General features: G+C 66.3%; 16 protein-coding genes. 5 read left to right on the top strand and 11 right to left on the bottom strand.

All coding sequences use genetic code 11. The features are described 5' to 3' along the window. Position 1: 1 nt before the first annotated feature. The 6 genes from eno to AC5P6X_RS01775 all read right to left on the bottom strand — a co-directional run bounded on the left by eno (position 2) and on the right by AC5P6X_RS01775 (position 5,282). Positions 2 to 1,294 carry a phosphopyruvate hydratase gene (gene eno, locus AC5P6X_RS01800; protein WP_329755907.1) on the bottom strand — a complete coding sequence of 431 codons (1,293 nt, stop codon included), beginning with the start codon at positions 1,292 to 1,294 and terminating at the stop codon, positions 2 to 4. A gap of 96 nt (positions 1,295 to 1,390) precedes the next feature. Next, entirely contained in the window at positions 1,391 to 1,720 is a 330-nt protein-coding gene (locus AC5P6X_RS01795; protein ID WP_049448394.1) for a hypothetical protein, read from the bottom strand. Beyond that, a complete protein-coding gene (locus AC5P6X_RS01790; RefSeq protein WP_329755908.1) occupies positions 1,720 to 2,067 on the bottom strand; it encodes a hypothetical protein in 348 nt (115 codons plus the stop codon). Before AC5P6X_RS01790 ends, AC5P6X_RS01795 begins: the two co-directional genes overlap by 1 nt. Further along, positions 2,064 to 2,894 carry a 3-deoxy-8-phosphooctulonate synthase gene (kdsA, locus tag AC5P6X_RS01785; protein ID WP_005408999.1) on the bottom strand — a complete coding sequence of 277 codons (831 nt, stop codon included), beginning with the start codon at positions 2,892 to 2,894 and terminating at the stop codon, positions 2,064 to 2,066. Before kdsA ends, AC5P6X_RS01790 begins: the two co-directional genes overlap by 4 nt. An 89-nt stretch (positions 2,895 to 2,983) precedes the next feature. Continuing rightward, positions 2,984 to 4,648, bottom strand: a complete 1,665-nt coding sequence (gene pyrG / locus AC5P6X_RS01780; RefSeq protein ID WP_005408998.1) for a CTP synthase — start codon at positions 4,646 to 4,648, stop codon at positions 2,984 to 2,986. A gap of 400 nt (positions 4,649 to 5,048) precedes the next feature. Next, a complete protein-coding gene (locus tag AC5P6X_RS01775; protein ID WP_005408997.1) occupies positions 5,049 to 5,282 on the bottom strand; it encodes a hypothetical protein in 234 nt (77 codons plus the stop codon). A 172-nt stretch (positions 5,283 to 5,454) separates the two neighbouring features. Here AC5P6X_RS01775 and parE point away from each other — a divergent pair, with 172 nt between their 5' ends. The 3 genes from parE to AC5P6X_RS01760 all read left to right on the top strand — a co-directional run bounded on the left by parE (position 5,455) and on the right by AC5P6X_RS01760 (position 9,702). After that, a complete protein-coding gene (gene parE, locus AC5P6X_RS01770) occupies positions 5,455 to 7,344 on the top strand; it encodes a DNA topoisomerase IV subunit B (RefSeq protein WP_005408996.1) in 1,890 nt (629 codons plus the stop codon). Positions 7,345 to 7,516: 172 nt separating this feature from the next. Continuing rightward, positions 7,517 to 8,095 (top strand): GNAT family N-acetyltransferase, encoded by a 579-nt coding sequence (locus AC5P6X_RS01765; RefSeq protein WP_024956351.1) that lies wholly within the window; start codon positions 7,517 to 7,519, stop codon positions 8,093 to 8,095. Positions 8,096 to 8,205: 110 nt separating this feature from the next. Further along, the gene (locus tag AC5P6X_RS01760; protein ID WP_329755909.1) at positions 8,206 to 9,702 is read left to right on the top strand and encodes a S10 family peptidase; all 1,497 of its coding nucleotides are present in this window, start codon (positions 8,206 to 8,208) and stop codon (positions 9,700 to 9,702) included. Positions 9,703 to 10,072: 370 nt separating this feature from the next. Here AC5P6X_RS01760 and AC5P6X_RS01755 read toward each other — a convergent pair whose 3' ends face one another. Both AC5P6X_RS01755 and AC5P6X_RS01750 read right to left on the bottom strand, forming a co-directional pair. Further along, a complete protein-coding gene (locus tag AC5P6X_RS01755) occupies positions 10,073 to 11,194 on the bottom strand; it encodes an inorganic phosphate transporter (RefSeq protein WP_005408993.1) in 1,122 nt (373 codons plus the stop codon). Between the two features lie 13 nt (positions 11,195 to 11,207). Beyond that, complete coding sequence (locus AC5P6X_RS01750; protein ID WP_004152833.1) at positions 11,208 to 11,834, bottom strand: DUF47 domain-containing protein; 627 nt, start codon at positions 11,832 to 11,834, stop codon at positions 11,208 to 11,210. 292 nt (positions 11,835 to 12,126) lie between these two features. On the opposite strand from AC5P6X_RS01750, the gene AC5P6X_RS01745 reads away from it, so the two are divergent. Continuing rightward, positions 12,127 to 13,431 carry a hemolysin family protein gene (locus tag AC5P6X_RS01745; RefSeq protein WP_032966609.1) on the top strand — a complete coding sequence of 435 codons (1,305 nt, stop codon included), beginning with the start codon at positions 12,127 to 12,129 and terminating at the stop codon, positions 13,429 to 13,431. Continuing rightward, positions 13,415 to 14,074: an exopolysaccharide biosynthesis protein gene (locus tag AC5P6X_RS01740; RefSeq protein WP_049449166.1), complete on the top strand. Its 660-nt coding sequence runs from the start codon at positions 13,415 to 13,417 to the stop codon at positions 14,072 to 14,074. Before AC5P6X_RS01745 ends, AC5P6X_RS01740 begins: the two co-directional genes overlap by 17 nt. Before the next feature lie 92 nt (positions 14,075 to 14,166). Here AC5P6X_RS01740 and AC5P6X_RS01735 read toward each other — a convergent pair whose 3' ends face one another. From AC5P6X_RS01735 to AC5P6X_RS01725, 3 genes are all read right to left on the bottom strand, one after another. Continuing rightward, positions 14,167 to 14,664, bottom strand: a complete 498-nt coding sequence (locus AC5P6X_RS01735; protein WP_049449163.1) for a pyridoxamine 5'-phosphate oxidase family protein — start codon at positions 14,662 to 14,664, stop codon at positions 14,167 to 14,169. A 68-nt stretch (positions 14,665 to 14,732) separates the two neighbouring features. After that, a complete protein-coding gene (locus AC5P6X_RS01730) occupies positions 14,733 to 15,728 on the bottom strand; it encodes an LLM class flavin-dependent oxidoreductase (RefSeq protein ID WP_049449161.1) in 996 nt (331 codons plus the stop codon). A gap of 223 nt (positions 15,729 to 15,951) precedes the next feature. Continuing rightward, a complete protein-coding gene (locus tag AC5P6X_RS01725) occupies positions 15,952 to 16,719 on the bottom strand; it encodes a sulfurtransferase (RefSeq protein ID WP_033834118.1) in 768 nt (255 codons plus the stop codon). Between the last annotated feature and the right edge of the window lie 189 nt (positions 16,720 to 16,908).

Raw genomic sequence — 16,908 nt, 5'->3', positions numbered from 1 at the left:
CTCAGCGCTTCAGCGAAACGAACGCGTCACGACCGGCGTAACGCGCGCCGGCGCCGAGGGCTTCCTCGATGCGCAGCAGCTGGTTGTACTTGGCCACGCGATCGCTGCGGCACAGCGAACCGGTCTTGATCTGGGTGGCGGTGGTAGCCACTGCGATGTCGGCGATGGTGGTGTCTTCGGTTTCGCCCGAACGGTGCGAGACCACAGCGGCATAACCGGCGCGGTCGGCCATGGCGATCGCTTCCAGGGTTTCGCTCAGGGTGCCGATCTGGTTGACCTTGATCAGGATCGCGTTGGCGGTGCCCGAGTCGATGCCTTCCTGGAAGATCTTCGGGTTGGTCACGAACAGGTCGTCACCGACCAGCTGCACCTTCTTGCCGATGCGGTCGGTCAGCAGCTTCCAGCCAGCCCAGTCGTTCTCGGCCAGGCCGTCTTCGATCGTGATGATCGGGTACTGCGCGGCCCAGTCGGCGAGGAAGTCGACGAACTGCTCGGAGGTCAGGCGCTTGTTCTCGCCGACCAGGTTGTACTTGCCGTTCTCGAAGAATTCGCTGGAGGCGACGTCCAGGCCCAGCAGCACGTCTTCACCGGCGGTGTAGCCGGCCTTGCCGATCGCTTCAAGGATGGTGTCCAGCGCTTCGACGTTGCTGCGGAAGTCCGGAGCAAAGCCGCCTTCGTCGCCGACCGCCGTGCTCAGGCCGTGGCCCTTCAGCACCGACTTCAGCGAATGGAAGATTTCGGTACCGGCACGCAGCGCTTCGGAGAACGAGGTGAAGCCGATCGGCAACACCATGAATTCCTGGAAGTCGACGTTGTTGTCGGCGTGCGCGCCGCCGTTGATGATGTTCATCATCGGCACCGGCAGCGACGGGGTCACGCCGGTCCTGGCGGCCAGGTACTGCCACAGCGCCTGCTTGTTCGATGCGGCGGCGGCGTGCGCAGCGGCCATCGAAACACCCAGCAGCGCGTTGGCACCCAGGCGGCCCTTGTTCTCGGTGCCGTCAAGGTCGATCAGGCGACGGTCGAGGCCGGCCTGGTCGGTGGCCTCAAAACCCTTCAGCGCGGCGGCAATCGTGGTGTTGACGTTGTCGACGGCCTTGCGCACGCCCTTGCCCAGGTAACGGGTCTTGTCGCCGTCACGCAGCTCGACCGCTTCCTTGGTGCCGGTCGAGGCGCCGGAGGGAACCGCGGCACGACCGAACGAACCGTCCTCCAGGATGACTTCGGCTTCCAGCGTGGGGTTGCCACGACTGTCGAGGATTTCACGGGCGTGGATGCTGCGGATCGTGCTCATGGTCGGACCGGTTACCTGTCTGGAGAGGGGGCGACAAAACGAATGCCGCGTGATTATCCCCGGCTGCCCGCCACTTGCCAAATGGCGTGGGCGGCTTCAGCCCCAGCTGGACCCGATCACGATCAGGACCATCGACACCAGCATCACCAGCAATGCACCAGCAAGCGCCGCCAGGATGGGGCCACGCCGCCGTCGCCAGGCCAGCACCATCGCAACCGGGCTACCCAGGAAGGACAGCACCATCGTGACCAGTGCGCCCAGCAACCACCATTGCGTGGTCTGCACGCCGTTGTTCCCGTCCCCCGGCGGCCGGAAACCGGCGGTGAAGGCCAGTACGCCCACCACCAGGGCGATCCAGGTCAACACGGACAGCCCCAGGGCGATCAGGCCCCAGGGCCAGCCTCGCGCCGATGTGGTCGCATTCATCAAAGCACTCCGTAGAACAGGGCGCCGAGCCACAGCGAGAGCAGGATGATCGCCAGGCCGGCGGCCACCTTGCCGCGATTCAGCCTCCAGGCCTGCACAGCAGCAGCGACGCATCCCACTGCACCGAGCAGCTCTGCCACCAGCAGCGCAATGAAGTACGCGCGCAGATCGAGTGCGCTGCTGCCATCACCCGGCGGCCGCACGGACGCGGCACCGATCAGCACCAGCCCGAACATGCCCACAGTGAACAGCACGGCCAGGCCCAGTGCGATCAGGCCCCACAGCCACTGTTTCCAATGCCGGCGGCGGCGCTGGGTTTCCAGCGCCAGCCACGGGTCACGACTCACGCGAAGCGCGAGAAGCCGTGCTTCTTGGTCACTGCGTCGAGTTCCATCAAGGTCTCAAGCAGTGCTTCCATCTGGTCCAGCGGCCACGCATTGGGGCCATCGGACAGCGCCTTGGACGGATCCGGATGGGTCTCGGCGAACAAGCCGGAGATGCCCACCGCCACGGCGGCACGCGCCAGCACCGGCACGTGCTCGCGCTGGCCACCGGAACTGGTGCCCTGCCCGCCCGGCAGCTGCACCGAATGGGTGGCGTCGAACACCACCGGGCAACCGGTGTCGCGCATCACCGCCAGCGAACGCATGTCGCTGACCAGGTTGTTGTAGCCGAAGCTGGCACCACGTTCGCAGACCATGATCTGCTCGTTGCCGGTGGCCTTGGCCTTCTCCACGACCGGCTTCATGTCCCACGGCGCCAGGAACTGGCCCTTCTTGATGTTGACCGGCTTGCCGGCCGAGCACACCTTGCGGATGAAGTCGGTCTGGCGGACCAGGAACGCCGGGGTCTGCAGCACGTCCACCACCGAGGCCACTTCGTCCATCGGGGTGTATTCGTGGACGTCGGTCAGCACCGGCACGCCGATCTGCTTCCTGACCTCGGCCAGGACCTTCAGGCCCTCTTCCATGCCCGGGCCACGGAACGCGGTGCCCGAAGTACGGTTGGCCTTGTCGAAGCTGGACTTGAAGATGAAGTTGACGCCGAGCTTGTCGGTGACTTCCTTCAACTTGCCGGCGGTATCGAGCTGCAGCTGCATCGACTCGATCACGCAGGGGCCGGCGATCAGGAACAGGGGCTGGTCCAGCCCGACCTCGAATCCACACAGTTTCATGGCGTTTCCTTGTTGTCCGCAGCACCGGCCGGGCCGGTGCGCTGGGGGTTGAAGCATGCAGGATGGGGGCCGAAGCCCCCATTCACAAGTCAGGCGCGCGCTTCGGAAAGCAGCTTGCCGCCGGCCTTGCGCTCGCGAGCGGCGCGGATGAAACCGATGAACAGCGGATGGCCGTCACGCGGCGTGGACAGGAATTCCGGGTGCGCCTGGCAGGCCAGGAACCACGGGTGCGCGTCGCGCGGCAGTTCGACCACTTCCACCAGGGTGTCGTCCATCGACTTGCCGGCGATCACCAGGCCGGCATCTTCCAGCTGGGTGCGGTAACGGTTGTTGAACTCGTAACGGTGGCGGTGACGCTCGGCGACGACGTCCTTGCCATACAGCTCGCGGGCCAGCGTGCCCGGCTTCAGGCGCTGTTCCTGCAGGCCCAGGCGCATGGTGCCGCCGAGGTCGCTCTTGTCGTCGCGCTTTTCCACGTCACCGGTCGCGGTGCGCCATTCGGTGATCAGGCCGATCACCGGGTTCGGCGACTGGCGGTCGTTCTCGGTGCTGTTGGCACCTTCCAGGCCGACCACGTTGCGCGCGTAGTCGACCACGGCCGCCTGCATGCCGTAGCAGATGCCGAAGTACGGCACCTGCTGCTCGCGGGCGAACTTCGAGGTCAGCACCTTGCCTTCGAAACCACGGTCACCGAAACCACCCGGCACCAGGATGCCGTCGACATCGGCCAGTGCGGCCATGTCGGTGCCTTCCAGGTCCTGTGCTTCCAGCCACTTCAGGTTGACCTTGGTGCGCTGGCGCAGGCCACCGTGCTTGAGGGCTTCGCCGACCGACTTGTAGGCATCCTGGTGATCGACGTACTTGCCAACCACGGCGATGGTCACTTCGTCCAGCGGATGCAGGGTCGCGTCGACCGCATCTTCCCACATCGACAGGTCGACCGGGCCGGCCTTGTCGGCCAGCTTCAGCTGGTTGACCACGATCTCGTCCAGGCCCTGCGCGTGCAGGCCCGACGGAATGCGGTACAGCACGTCCACGTCCGGCACGCTGATCACCGCGCGCTCGGAGACGTTGGTGAACTGGGCGATCTTGCGGCGCTCCGAATCCGGCACCGCCTGCTCGGAGCGGCACAGCAGCACGTCCGGCTGGATGCCGATCGAGCGCAGCTCCTTCACCGAATGCTGGGTCGGCTTGGTCTTCAGCTCGCCGGCGGCGCCGATGTACGGCACCAGGGTAAGGTGCATGAACAGCGCCTTCTCCGGGCCACGCTCGGTGCGCACCTGGCGGATCGCTTCCAGGAACGGCAGCGACTCGATGTCGCCGACAGTACCGCCGATCTCGACCAGCGCCACGTCGTAACCTTCCGTGGCTTCATCGATGCAGCGGCGGATCTCGTCGGTGATGTGCGGGATGACCTGCACGGTCGCGCCCAGGTAGTCGCCACGGCGCTCCTTGCGGATCACGTTCTCGTAGATGCGGCCGGTGGTGACCGAGTTCTTGCGGCTCAGGCGGGTGCGCACGAATCGCTCGTAGTGGCCCAGGTCGAGGTCGGTCTCGGCGCCGTCGTCGGTGACGTAGACCTCACCGTGCTGGAACGGGCTCATGGTGCCCGGGTCGACGTTGATGTACGGGTCGAGCTTCATCATCGTGACCTTCAGGCCACGGGCTTCGAGAATGGCGGCCAGTGACGCAGCGGCAATGCCTTTGCCGAGCGAGGACACCACGCCGCCGGTTACGAAAATCAAGGGAGTCATGGCTGCAAGCATCCTGTCTGGAAATGGAAAACGGCAGCACCACGCGCACCCGGAGGGCGGGCATGGAGCTTGAAGGGGGTTTTCCGGTTCGCTGGGGCAGCGAGGGAGGTGCTGGGCCGTGCGGCGGCAGGCGCCGGACGGGGACCACCCTGCGAGGTCGGGGCGGCCGTGCCGGTCAAATCGACCGTCACCTGCGACCCGCATTGCTGGCGACCACGCATGGCCGTGCCAGCCCATTCGCAAAGGGTGGACACGCACTTACTCCCGGAAAGCCATAGTTTACAGATTGATGGCCGCCAACCCAAGGGGCAGTTGCGGCCATCACCCAAAAGAAACGCCCCGCTGGGCGGGGCGTCGGGGGGCGAATCCCTTGCGGCAGGGGCTTCGGAGGGCGGAAGAATTACTTCTTCTTCCGCGCCTCTTCTTCCTCTTCCTGCTGCGGGGCCGGCTGGCCCTGCGCCTTCATTTCGGCATTGGCCTGGGCGCGGCGCTTGGCCTTGGCATCGGCTTCGGCCTGCGCCTTGTCGGCCTGGCCACCCTGCTGCGGGGCCGGCTGGCCGGCGTTCTGCGCCACCACCAGCGGCACTGCAACGGCGGCAGCGGCCAGGATCGCAATGGTCAGCAACTTCTTCATGAGGTCCTCCTCGCGGTATGGCTTGGATGTTTCGACCCAACGGGGGTCGCCGGCATTCAGATTCCAGCGGCTGCCATTTTACCCCCTCTGCGTCGCCGAGACTGAACCGCAGGCGTGCAAAATCCGGTGCCAGACCCCACACTTGCCCGTCGCTCCAAGCTTTCGAAGACAGATGAACGCCCGCTATAACGCCGCCGATATTGAAGTCCTGTCCGGCCTTGACCCGGTCAAGCGCCGTCCCGGCATGTATACCGACACCGCGCGCCCGAACCACCTGGCGCAGGAAGTGATCGACAACTCGGTGGACGAGGCCCTCGCCGGCCACGCCCGCTCGATCGAGATCACCCTGTACAAGGACGGCAGCGTGGAGGTCAGCGATGACGGCCGCGGCATGCCGGTGGACATCCACCCGGAAGAGAAGATCCCGGGTGTCGAGCTGATCCTGACCCGCCTGCATGCGGGCGGCAAGTTCAGCAACAACAACTACACCTTCTCCGGCGGTCTGCACGGCGTCGGCGTCAGCGTGGTCAATGCGCTGTCGACCCTGGTGGAAGTGCACATCAAGCGCGAAGGTGCCGAGCACCGCATCACCTTCCGCAACGGCGACCGCGCCACGCCGCTGGAAGTGGTCGGCAGCGTCGGCAAGAAGAACACCGGCACCCGCGTGCGCTTCTGGCCTGACCCGAAATACTTCGACACGCCCAAGTTCGCGGTGCGCGCGCTGAAGCACCTGCTGCGTGCCAAGGCCGTGCTGTGCCCGGGGCTGACGGTCAAGCTGACCGATGAGGCCACCGGTGAAGTCGACACCTGGTACTACGAAGACGGCCTGCGCGATTACCTGAAGCTGGAACTGGGCGAACGCGAATCGCTGCCGGCCGACCTGTTCGTCGGCAACCTGAAGAAGGACACCGAGGTGGTGGACTGGGCCGTGGCCTGGCTGCCGGAAGGCGAGCTGGTGCAGGAAAGCTACGTCAACCTGATTCCCACCGCCCAGCACGGCACCCACGTCAACGGCCTGCGTACCGGCCTGACCGAGGCGCTGCGCGAGTTCTGCGACTTCCGCAACCTGCTGCCGCGTGGCGTCAAGCTGGCCCCGGAAGACGTATGGGACCGCGTGTCGTTCGTGCTGTCGCTGAAGATGACCGACCCGCAGTTCAGTGGCCAGACCAAGGAACGCCTGTCCTCGCGCCAGGCCGCGGGCTTCGTTGAAGGCGCCGCCCACGATGCCTTCAGCCTGCTGTTGAACCAGAACGTCGAGCTGGGCGAGAAAATCGCGCAGATCGCCATCGAGCGCGCCAGCGCACGCCTGAAGACCGAGAAGCTGGTCGTCCGCAAGAAGGTCACCCAAGGCCCGGCCCTGCCCGGCAAGCTGGCCGACTGCATCAGCCAGGACCTGTCGCGCACCGAGCTGTTCCTGGTGGAAGGTGACTCGGCAGGGGGCAGCGCCAAGCAGGCCCGCGACAAGGACTTCCAGGCCATCATGCCGTTGCGCGGCAAGATCCTGAACACCTGGGAAGTCTCGTCCAACAGCGTGCTGGCCTCGGAGGAAGTACACAACCTGGCCATCGCCATCGGCTGCGACCCCGGCAAGGACGACATCAGCGGCCTGCGTTACGGCAAGGTCATCATCCTGGCCGACGCGGACTCCGACGGCCTGCACATCGCAACCCTGCTGACCGCACTGTTCCTGAAGCACTTCCCGGCGCTGGTCGATGCCGGCCACGTGTTCGTGGCGATGCCGCCGCTGTTCCGCATCGACGTGGGCAAGCAGGTGTTCTACGCCCTGGACGAAGAAGAAAAGCGCTCGATGCTGGACAAGATCGAACGCGAGAAGATCAAGGGCGCCATCAACGTGACCCGCTTCAAGGGCCTGGGCGAGATGAACCCGCCGCAGCTGCGTGAATCCACCATCCACCCGGATACGCGCCGCCTGGTGCAGCTGACCGTGGACGATCGCGAGCAGACGAGCTCGCTGATGGACATGCTGCTGGCCAAGAAGCGCGCTTCCGACCGCAAGGGCTGGCTGGAGTCGAAGGGCGATCTGGCCTCGCTGGAGGTCTGATCCTGGCACGGGGTCGGATCTCTTTGCCTGGCAAAGGGCTCTGACCCGCTGGCCGGCAACCTCGACTGCCGGCCAGCGGCCGGCACTACCGGCTCATGCGCCCTTGGCATTACGCCGCCATCGGCAAACCCGGCGGCGGCATAATGCGCGTCCACCCGTGTGGACCATCGTATTGGCCAGCCACTCGCTGCTGTTCCCCGCCCTGCCGCTGCACAGCGCGCGGTTGGTGCTGAGCCCGATCCGCCGTGACGACGCGGCCGCGCTGTTCGCGCTGCAATCCAATCCGGACGTGATGCGCTGGTGGAACCATCCGGCCTGGACACGACCGGCCGAAGCCCGCGAACAGATCGACGACGACCTTGCCGCGCACGCGATCGGCACCCAGTTGAAGCTGGCCCTGCGCGAATCACCCAACGGCCCACTGCTGGGCGTCTGCGTCGCATTCGCCATTGATCGTGAGGCTATGCGGGCCGAGATCGGCTATCTGCTGGCGCCCGACCGCCAGGGCCAGGGCTACATGCATGAGGCCCTGCAGCAGATGCTGGGCTATCTGTTCCACACCCTGCACCTGCACCGCATCGAAGCCGAGATCGATCCACGCAACGTACCCTCGGCACATGTGCTTGACCGCCTCGGCTTCCACCGCGAGGGGGTGCTGCGCCAGCGCTGGCGCATCCAGGGCGAGCTTTCGGACTCGGCCGTCTATGGCCTGCTGGCCAACGACGAAGCGGCAGCCGCCCTGCCCGTTTGATCCAATCTGGCCGCAAGCCGCTGCAGAACGTGGCCATGCCTTTGGACACATACGGCATGGCACTCCACCGGCCTAGCATCGGAACCCCCTTCCGCTGCCGATCCGGTGCCATGAAGTCCCTGCTGCACACTGCCGCGCTCTGCGTCGGCCTGCTCATCGCCCCCACCAGCGTGCTGGCCGCGCCCGCCGCTGACACCAAGCCCGATTCGAAAGACGACAGGACCGACGCGCCTGCGCTGCCCGCCGATGCGTCGACGCGCCAGAGCATGCGCCTGGCCGGCCGCACCCTGGACTACACCGCCACCGTCGGCACCCTGCCGGTGCGCGATGAGAAGGGCAAGGTCATCGCCGATGTGGTGTTCACTGCGTACACGATGCCGGGCAAGGACCGGCCGGTGACGTTCGCGCTCAATGGCGGGCCCGGTGCCTCGTCGGTGTACCTCAACATGGGCGCGATCGGGCCCAAGGTGGTCACCTTCGGTTCGGAAGGCGACAGCGCCTCGGCGCCCGCCACCCTGCATGACAATCCGGGCACCTGGCTGGATTTCACCGACCTGGTATTCATCGACCCGGTCGGCACCGGTTTCAGCCGCGCGCGCATCGGCGATGACGAGGCGAAGAAGCAGCTGTACAACCCCGGCGCCGACATCGAGTACCTGTCGCGCTCGATCTACGACTGGCTGCTGCGCAACCAGCGCATGGCGTCACGCAAGTACCTGACCGGCGAGAGCTACGGCGGCTATCGCGGCCCGCGCATCACCCATTTCCTGCAGACCCGGCTGGGCGTGGCGATGAACGGCCTGGTACTGGTCTCGCCGTACCTGAGCCCGACGCTGGAAGACAACGCCGACGTCTCGCCGATGGCATGGATGCAGACGCTGCCGTCGATCGCCGCGGCGCACCTGGAGCGCCAGGGCAGGCTCACCGACGCGGCAATGCGCGAGGTGGTGGAGTACACCCGTGGCGATTACGCCACCGCGTTGATGAAGGGCCGCAGCGATCCGCAGGCGACCGAGGCGATGCTGCGCCGGGTGACCGAGCTGACCGGGCTTGACCCGCAGTTCGTGCGCCGTGCCGGTGGCCGTCTTGAAACCCAGGCCTACCTGCGCGAAGTATTCCGCGACAAGGGCACGCTGGGCAGCCGCTACGACTCCAATGTGACCGCGTTCGATCCATTCCCGAATGACCCGGAGCAGCGCGCCAATGATCCGCTGCTGGACAGCATCATTGCGCCGACCACCACGGCGATGGTCGACTTCGTGACGCGCGTGGTCGGCTGGAAGGTGGATGCACGCTACCAGGCGCTGAACTACGACGTGAATCGGTTGTGGGACCGCAACGGCGAGCTGCGCCAGGGTGCGGTGACCCAGCTGCGCCAGGCGGTGGCGATCGATCCGCATCTGCAGGTGCTGATCGTGCATGGCTGGAACGACCTGTCGTGCCCGTTCATGGGTTCGATCCTGACGGTGGACCAGATGCCGGCGATGGGCAGCAACCCGGACCGGGTGCAGGTGCGGAGCTATCCGGGCGGGCACATGTTCTACAGCCGGGCGGACAGCCAGGCGGCGTTCCGCAAGGATGTGCAGGCGCTGTTCCAGCGTAATTGAGGGGTTCGGCCGGGCCTGCGGCCCGGCACCCGCCGGATCGACGGCAACGGCAACTGCAACGGCAAAAGCAGGGTTTCCGTGGGCTGGCGAGGTGGGGTGGGGTTGCAGGACACGCCGTAAACCCGTCCCTGGGGGCTCGATGGCGCCATCCATGGCGCCAACGGTCCTGCAACCCCACCCCACCCCGCCGCTGACAGGTTCCTGCTGCTGTTGGTGGGTCCGACCGTTGGTCGGCACGGGATCGGATCCCTGCTTCTGCTCTGGTAGGTGTCGACCTTGGTCGACACGATGTGTCCGGAAGAATTCTCTGCCCATGAAAAAGCCCGCCGGATACCGGCGGGCTTTTTCGTTTGCAACCCTGGCGTGGCGATCAGGTCCAGCCGAACAGCTCGAACAGCTTCAGGATCAGGTACGCACAGCCGCCGGCTGCCGGGATGGTCAGGATCCAGGCCCAGACGATGCGTTCGATCACGCCGAACTTCAGCGAGCGCGGGTTCTTGGCGAAGCCGACGCCCATGATCGCGGTGGAGATGCTGTGCGTGGTCGAGACCGGCATGCCGAAGTGGGCGGCCAGGGTCAGGATGGTGGCCGAGCTGGTCTCCGCGGCGAAGCCGTGGATCGGGTGCAGCTTGACCATCTTGTGGCCCAGGGTCTTGATGATCTTCCAGCCGCCCGAAGCGGTACCGGCGGCCATCACAACCGCACAGGTCAGCACGATCCACATCGCGATGCCGTCACCGGCGTGGGCGTCCGGGTGCATGAAGGCCAGCCAGGACGGCAGGTCATCCAGTGCGCCGGTGGCCTCGGCACCGATCAGGGTCATGGCGATGATGCCCATGGTCTTCTGCGCATCGTTGTGGCCGTGGGCGAAGCCCATGTAGGCCGCCGAGGCGATCTGGGCCTTGCCGAAGAAGGCATTGACGATGCGCGGGCGGGCCAGGCGACCGATGGCGCCACCGATCCTGGCCAGGCCGGCGATCAGGCCCCACAGCAGCACCATCACCACGATGCCGAGCAGGAAACCGGCGATCGGCGAGGTGATCATCGGCACGAACACCTTCCACAGCAGGCCCTTGTTCTGCGCCCAGCTGCCCAGGCGCTCGGACCAGATCAGCGCGTCCCAGTTGTTGTGGGCAGCCGCCAGGCCGGCGCCGCAGAGGCCACCGATCAGCGCATGCGAGGACGAGGACGGCAGGCCCTTCCACCAGGTGATCAGGTTCCAGATGATGCCGCCCAGCAGCGCGCACAGGATCACCTGCGGGGTGACCTCGACCACGTTGGTGTTGAGCAGGCCCGAAGCGATGGTCAGCGCCACCGCGGTGCCGGTCAGCGCACCGATGAGGTTCATGAAGGCTGCCAGCATCACCGCCCAGCCGGGCGAGAGCACCTTGGTCGCCACCACGGTGGCAATGGAGTTGGCGGTGTCGTGGAAGCCGTTGATGAACTCGAAGACGAGCGCGGCCAGGATCACCACCAGGACAAGGGTCAACATGCGGCGGCGTCCGTCAGCTGTTCTTCAACACGATCTGGTAAGCAACCACGCCTGCCTCGCGGCAACGGTCGATGGCCTTTTCCAGGATCTCGAAGAATTCCTTCAGCAGGAACATCTGCAGGTTGTCCAGGCGGCCGGAATAGATGTCGCGGTACAGCTCGAGCATCAGGCGGTCGGCCTCGTTTTCCAGCGAGCGCAGCTTCTCGTTCAGCGCGGTCATCCGGTCCAGGTTCATGTGGCGCAGGTCGGCCACCATCTCCACCACCACGCCGGCGGCCTGTTCCAGCATCGCCGCGCGCGGCGCGAAGTCGATGTGCTCCAGGTGGGTCGTGGCCAGCGAATAGCGATCGGCGAATTTCTCGATCTGCTTGGGGATCTTGTACAGGGCCGAGCCCAGCGCTTCGATGTCTTCGCGCTCGATCGGGGTCATGAAGCTGTCCACCAGCGCCTGGCTGATCTTGTCCGAGGCCGCGCGCTCGCGCAGGCGGGCCAGCTTGAAGGCGTCCAGCGCGGGCTGGCGGTCGGCCTCGCGCAGCATGGAATGCAGCGCCTTGGCGGCGTCGGAGGCCGCGACGGCAGCCTCATCGAGCAGGGTGTAGAACTGTTTGCCGGAACCGAAAATGGTCTGCAGAGAGAACATTGAGAAACCTGTCAGCCGTCGCGGGAAGGACGGCACCAGACGGAATTATGACGGCTAGATGACCATCTCGGGTATCCCCGCCCCCTTTCCGGGGCTCGGAACCCCGAACCTGAACAGGCGGTTGCCACCCTGCCACGCCCCTTTGCTAAGATGCCAGCGCGCCTTCGGGCGCACCTTATGGACGACGACCCTTACCCCCCTGCGCCGCGCCGGACCCCGTTCCTGAGCGCCTGCCGCCATCGCAAGCACCCGCCCTCCCTGCCACCAACCGGGGACGACGCCCGTGTTTGAAATGATCCTGATTGTCTTCGCGCTTGTTCTGCTGAACGGCTTCTTCGCCATGTCCGAGATGTCGGTCATGACCTCGCGCAAGAGCCGCCTGAAGCAGATGGCCGCCACCTCCAAGCGCGCGGCCAAGGCGCTGGAGCTGTCCGAGAAGCCGGAGAGCTTCCTATCCACCGTGCAGATCGGCATTACCGTGATCGGCGTGCTGACCGGCTACCTCGGCGGCGAAGCGCTGGGCGAAGCCTTCGCCGGCTGGATCCAGGGCCTGATGCCGGGCTTCGCCTATGCCGGCAACATCGGTACCGCGCTGGCGGTCAGCCTGATCACCTTCATTACGCTGATCTTCGGCGAACTGGTGCCCAAGCGCCTAGCGCTGACCCGTTCGGAGGCCATTGCCGGCCTGGTCGCGATGCCGATGAGCTGGCTGGCCAAGCTCGCCCTGCCCTTCGTCTGGCTGCTGTCCAGGACCACCCAGCTGGTGCTGCGCCTGTTCGGCCTGGGCAAGGATGAAGTCGCCTCGGTGACCGAAGAAGAGATCCGCATGCTGGTCGCCGAAAGCCACGAGGCCGGCGTGATCGATGCCCACGAGCGCGACATGATGAACCGCGTCATGCGCCTCGGCGACCGCACCGCCGACAGCCTGATGACCCCGCGCAACCGCATCGCGTGGCTGGATACCCAGGCCGGGCTGGAGCGCAACCTGGAAATCATGGCCGAACACGAGTTCTCCCGGTACCCGGTGTACCGCGACAACGACATGGACGTGGTCGGCGTGCTCGAACTGAAATCGCTGGCCACGCGCATGGCGCGCGGCGACAACGCGCTGTTCCAGACCCTGCGCGAACCCCTGTACGTCTCCGAATCGACCCACGCGATGAAGCTGCTGGAAATCTTCCGTGAGGAACAGCAGTCGATGGCACTGGTGGTGGACGAGTACGGCGAGATCCAGGGCCTGGTGACCATCAGCGACCTGATGGGCGCGGTGGTCGGCCGCCTGCAGGCGGTGGAGAACGCCGACGAGGACGCGCTGGTGGTGACCCGCGAAGACGGCTCGCTGCTGGTGGACGGCTCGCTGCCGATCGAAGACGTGCGCGAACTGATCGGCAGCAACGACCTGCCCGACGCCGAGGACGGCGACTACTACACGCTGGCCGGCATGTGCATCCATTACTTCGGCCGCATTCCGCACGCAGGCGAGTACTTCGACTGGGCGGGCTGGCGCTTCGAAGTGGTTGACCTGGATGGTGCGCGCGTGGACAAGCTGCTGCTGCGCACGTTGTCCGACGAGCAGGCCGATGAGCTCACCGCCTGAGCCCGGCAAGGGTCCGGGCGACGAGCGCCCGGCCTACCGTAACGAGGGCATCCGTACCCTGCTGGAGATGTTCGCCTCTGGCGATCCCGCCGAGCACATGCCGCTGGGCCAGATCCTCGGCAACCTGCAGCAGAGCGCGTTCGGCGTGTTCCTGTTCGTGGCGATCCTGCCGTCGTTCATCCCGATCCCGGGCATGGGCGGCGCGGTCAGCGGACCACTGGTGGTCCTGATCGGCCTGCAGATGCTGTTCTGCCTGCGCCGGCCCTGGCTGCCCGGCTTCATTGCCCGCCGCGGGCCGAAGCGCGGCACCATGCATCGTTTCCTGGACCGCATCGACCGCCCGCTGCGGCGCCTGGACAAGATGCTGAAACCCCGCCTGCCGCAACTGCTGACACCGCTGATGGCGCACGCCTTCACCGGCCTGCTGCTGGTGCTGCTGGGCCTGCTGCTGTCGTTGCCGATTCCCTTCACCAATTTCCTGTTCGGCTTCCAGCTGCTGCTGTTCTCGCTGGCGCTGCTGGAACGCGATGGCGCGCTGATGCTGTTCAACTGGATCGCCGCCGTGGCAGCGATCGCCTTCTTCGGTTTCAGTTCGGGGCAGCTGGTGGGTTATACGGTGGAGCTGTTCCAGCGCTGGTTCTGATCCGGAATCCGGTAGAGCCGGCCGCTGGCCGGCTGCCACGTTTCCAGGGCTGCCGGCCAGCGCCCGGCACTACCAATACCGGACATCGGTCATCACCGAAGATCAATGAAACCGTTGTCGGCCAGCGCCGCCGGTTCGTCCTGCACTGCCGACAGCACGAAACTCAGCGCCGTGCCCAGCAGCGTGCCCGGACCGTCCCAGTACTCGGCACTGTCGGCGCGCACATGGATCAGGCGAAGGTTGGGGTCATCCTTGCCACCGGGGAAGAACAGCTTCATCGCCGGTGACCACAGCGCCTCGATCTTCGCGCGATCGTCGACCACGCGTGCCCGCCCCGCCACCGACACATAGGTGTTCTTCGAGGGCGAGGCATACGCCACGTTGACCCGCGGGTCGAGCGCGATCTCGGCCACCTTGGGGCTGTCGCCAGTGATCACGAACCACAGGTCACCGTCGAAGGCGACCTGCTGGGTGGCCAACGGCCGGCTGTAGAGGCGGCCGTCGACGCCGGTGGTGGTGAACATCGCCACCTCCACGTCCTTGATCAGTTCGGCCAGCTGGGCGATGTGTTCGGCACGGGTATCGGCCATGTGGGGGCTCCTTCGATATGAGGCCCCATCAGACGCGGTTCGGCCGCAATGGGCCGTGACGCAATTGTTCAGCCCGCGTGGCGGGCGTGCCAGGCCTGCATGGTGAGTTCGAACGAGCGCAGGCGCGCGCGGTGGTCGTACAGGTTGGCGGTGAGCATCAGCTCGTCGGGCTTGTGCCGTTCGACGAACGCGGCGATGCCCTCCGCCACCTGCTGCGGATCGCCCAGCACGGTGCAGGCCAGCGCCCGCTCCACGCCCAGTTTTTCGTGCGGCTCCCAGAAGGACTCGATGTCGTCGATCGGTGCCGGAATCTTGCCCGGTCGGCCGCGACGCAGGTTCACGAAACTCTGCTGCTGGCTGGTGAACAGGCGCCGCGATTCGGTTTCGCTGTCGCTGGCAACGACGTTCAGGGCCAGCATCGCGTGCGGCTGCTTCAGCGTGGCCGAGGGGCGGAACTCGCGGCGGTACACGGCAAGGGCTTCATCCATCGCGTCGGGTGCGAAGTGCGAGGCGAACGCATACGGCAGGCCCATCGAGGCGGCCATGCGCGCACCGAACAGGCTCGAACCGAGGATCCAGGTCGGCACCCGCAGGCCGCCACCCGGAACCGCCTGCACCGCCTGCCCGGGTTGTACCGGCTCGAAGTAATGCAGCAGCTCGCGCACGTCCTGCGGGAACTGGTCGGCGCTGTCGAAGTAGCGGCGCAGCGCACGCGCGGTCGGCTGGTCGGTACCGGGTGCACGGCCCAGGCCGAGGTCGATGCGGTCCGGATACAGCGAAGCCAGCGTGCCGAACTGCTCGGCCACCTGCAGCGGGGCATGGTTGGGCAGCATGATGCCGCCGGCACCGACGCGGATGCGCTTTGTGCCACCGGCGACGTGGCCGATCAGCACGGCGGTGGCCGCACTGGCGATGCCCGGCATGTTGTGGTGTTCGGCCAGCCAGTAGCGGCGGTAGCCCAGCGCATCGGCATGCTGGGCCAGCTCCAGCATGTTGGCGAAAGCGGCGGTGGTGTCACTGCCCTCGCAGACCGGGGCCAGGTCAAGGATCGACAACGGGATCATCAGGCGTTTTTCCGTCACAGGATCCCCCATGCATGGGGTCGGCCGGGTGCCGCGGCCAGTGACGGTGGCGGGATGCTGATTCCCGTGTGGCGGGTTCAGGGCTGACCGGGCCGATCCGGGGTGCCCTGGTCCGCGCCAAGCGCGATTGGTAGTGCCGGCCGCTGGCCGGCATACAGGTAGATGGCTTCGCAGCCGGCCAGCGGCCGGCTCTACCGCGGAAACGTCAGAACGCGCTGGGGCGCGGCTCCGGCAGCGGCTGGTCGACCATCGGCTTCAGCTCGGCATCCAGCGCCACGCGCTCATCGAACACGAAGCAGCGGCCTTCGTAGCCTTCGCCGCCCACCTCCTCGAAGTAGCCGAGGATGCCACCGTCCAGCTGCAGCACGTTGTCCATGCCGTCGTTGACCATCCACAGCGCCGCCTTCTCGCAGCGGATGCCGCCGGTGCAGAAACTGACCACGGTGCTGTCTTTCAGCGCCTCGCGGTGCGGCGCCAGCGCCTCGGGCAGGTCGGTGAACTTGTGAATCGGCAGCACCAGCGCATCCTTGAAGGTGCCGTACTCCACTTCCTGCAGGTTGCGGGTATCGAGCATCACCACCGGCTTGCCGGCGTCGTCATGCCCCTGCCGCAACCAGCGTTGCAGCGTGGCCGGATCGACCGCCGGCGCGCGCGGATAGTCCAGCGGCTGACCGTCGTCACGGCGGAAGCTGATGATCTCGTCCTTCACCTTGGCCTTCAGCCGCGCGAACGGCTGATGTTCACTGAAGCTGGTCTTGACCCGCATATCGGCAAACCGCGCGTCAGAACGCAGCGCCGCGTAGAAACCCTCGACCGCCTCCGGCGCACCCGCCAGGAACAGGTTCAGCCCCTCGCCCGCCACCAGGATCGTGCCCCGCAACTGCGCCGCCTCGGCACGCGCCAGCAACTGGTCGCACAGGGCCTGGGGAGCGTCGATGACGGCGAAATGGTAGGCAGCAGTATTGGCGATCATCCTGCCATTTTAGCGCCTCCCGCCCCTCCGGGCAGATTCAGGGGTCAGAGCCCTCTGCGCAGCAGAGGGACCCGACCCCAAGCCCGGCAGACATCCGGAATCTGTCAGGGGGGGCGGTGTGGGCAGGCGGGGGCGCAGAGCGCCATGGATGGCGCTCTACGAGGCACGCAGGAGCAGCTTTTGCCGTCC

The organism is Stenotrophomonas sp. YJH_SMC_40 (assembly GCF_059368615.1).
This window is presented reverse-complemented; position numbering and strand designations above follow the sequence as displayed.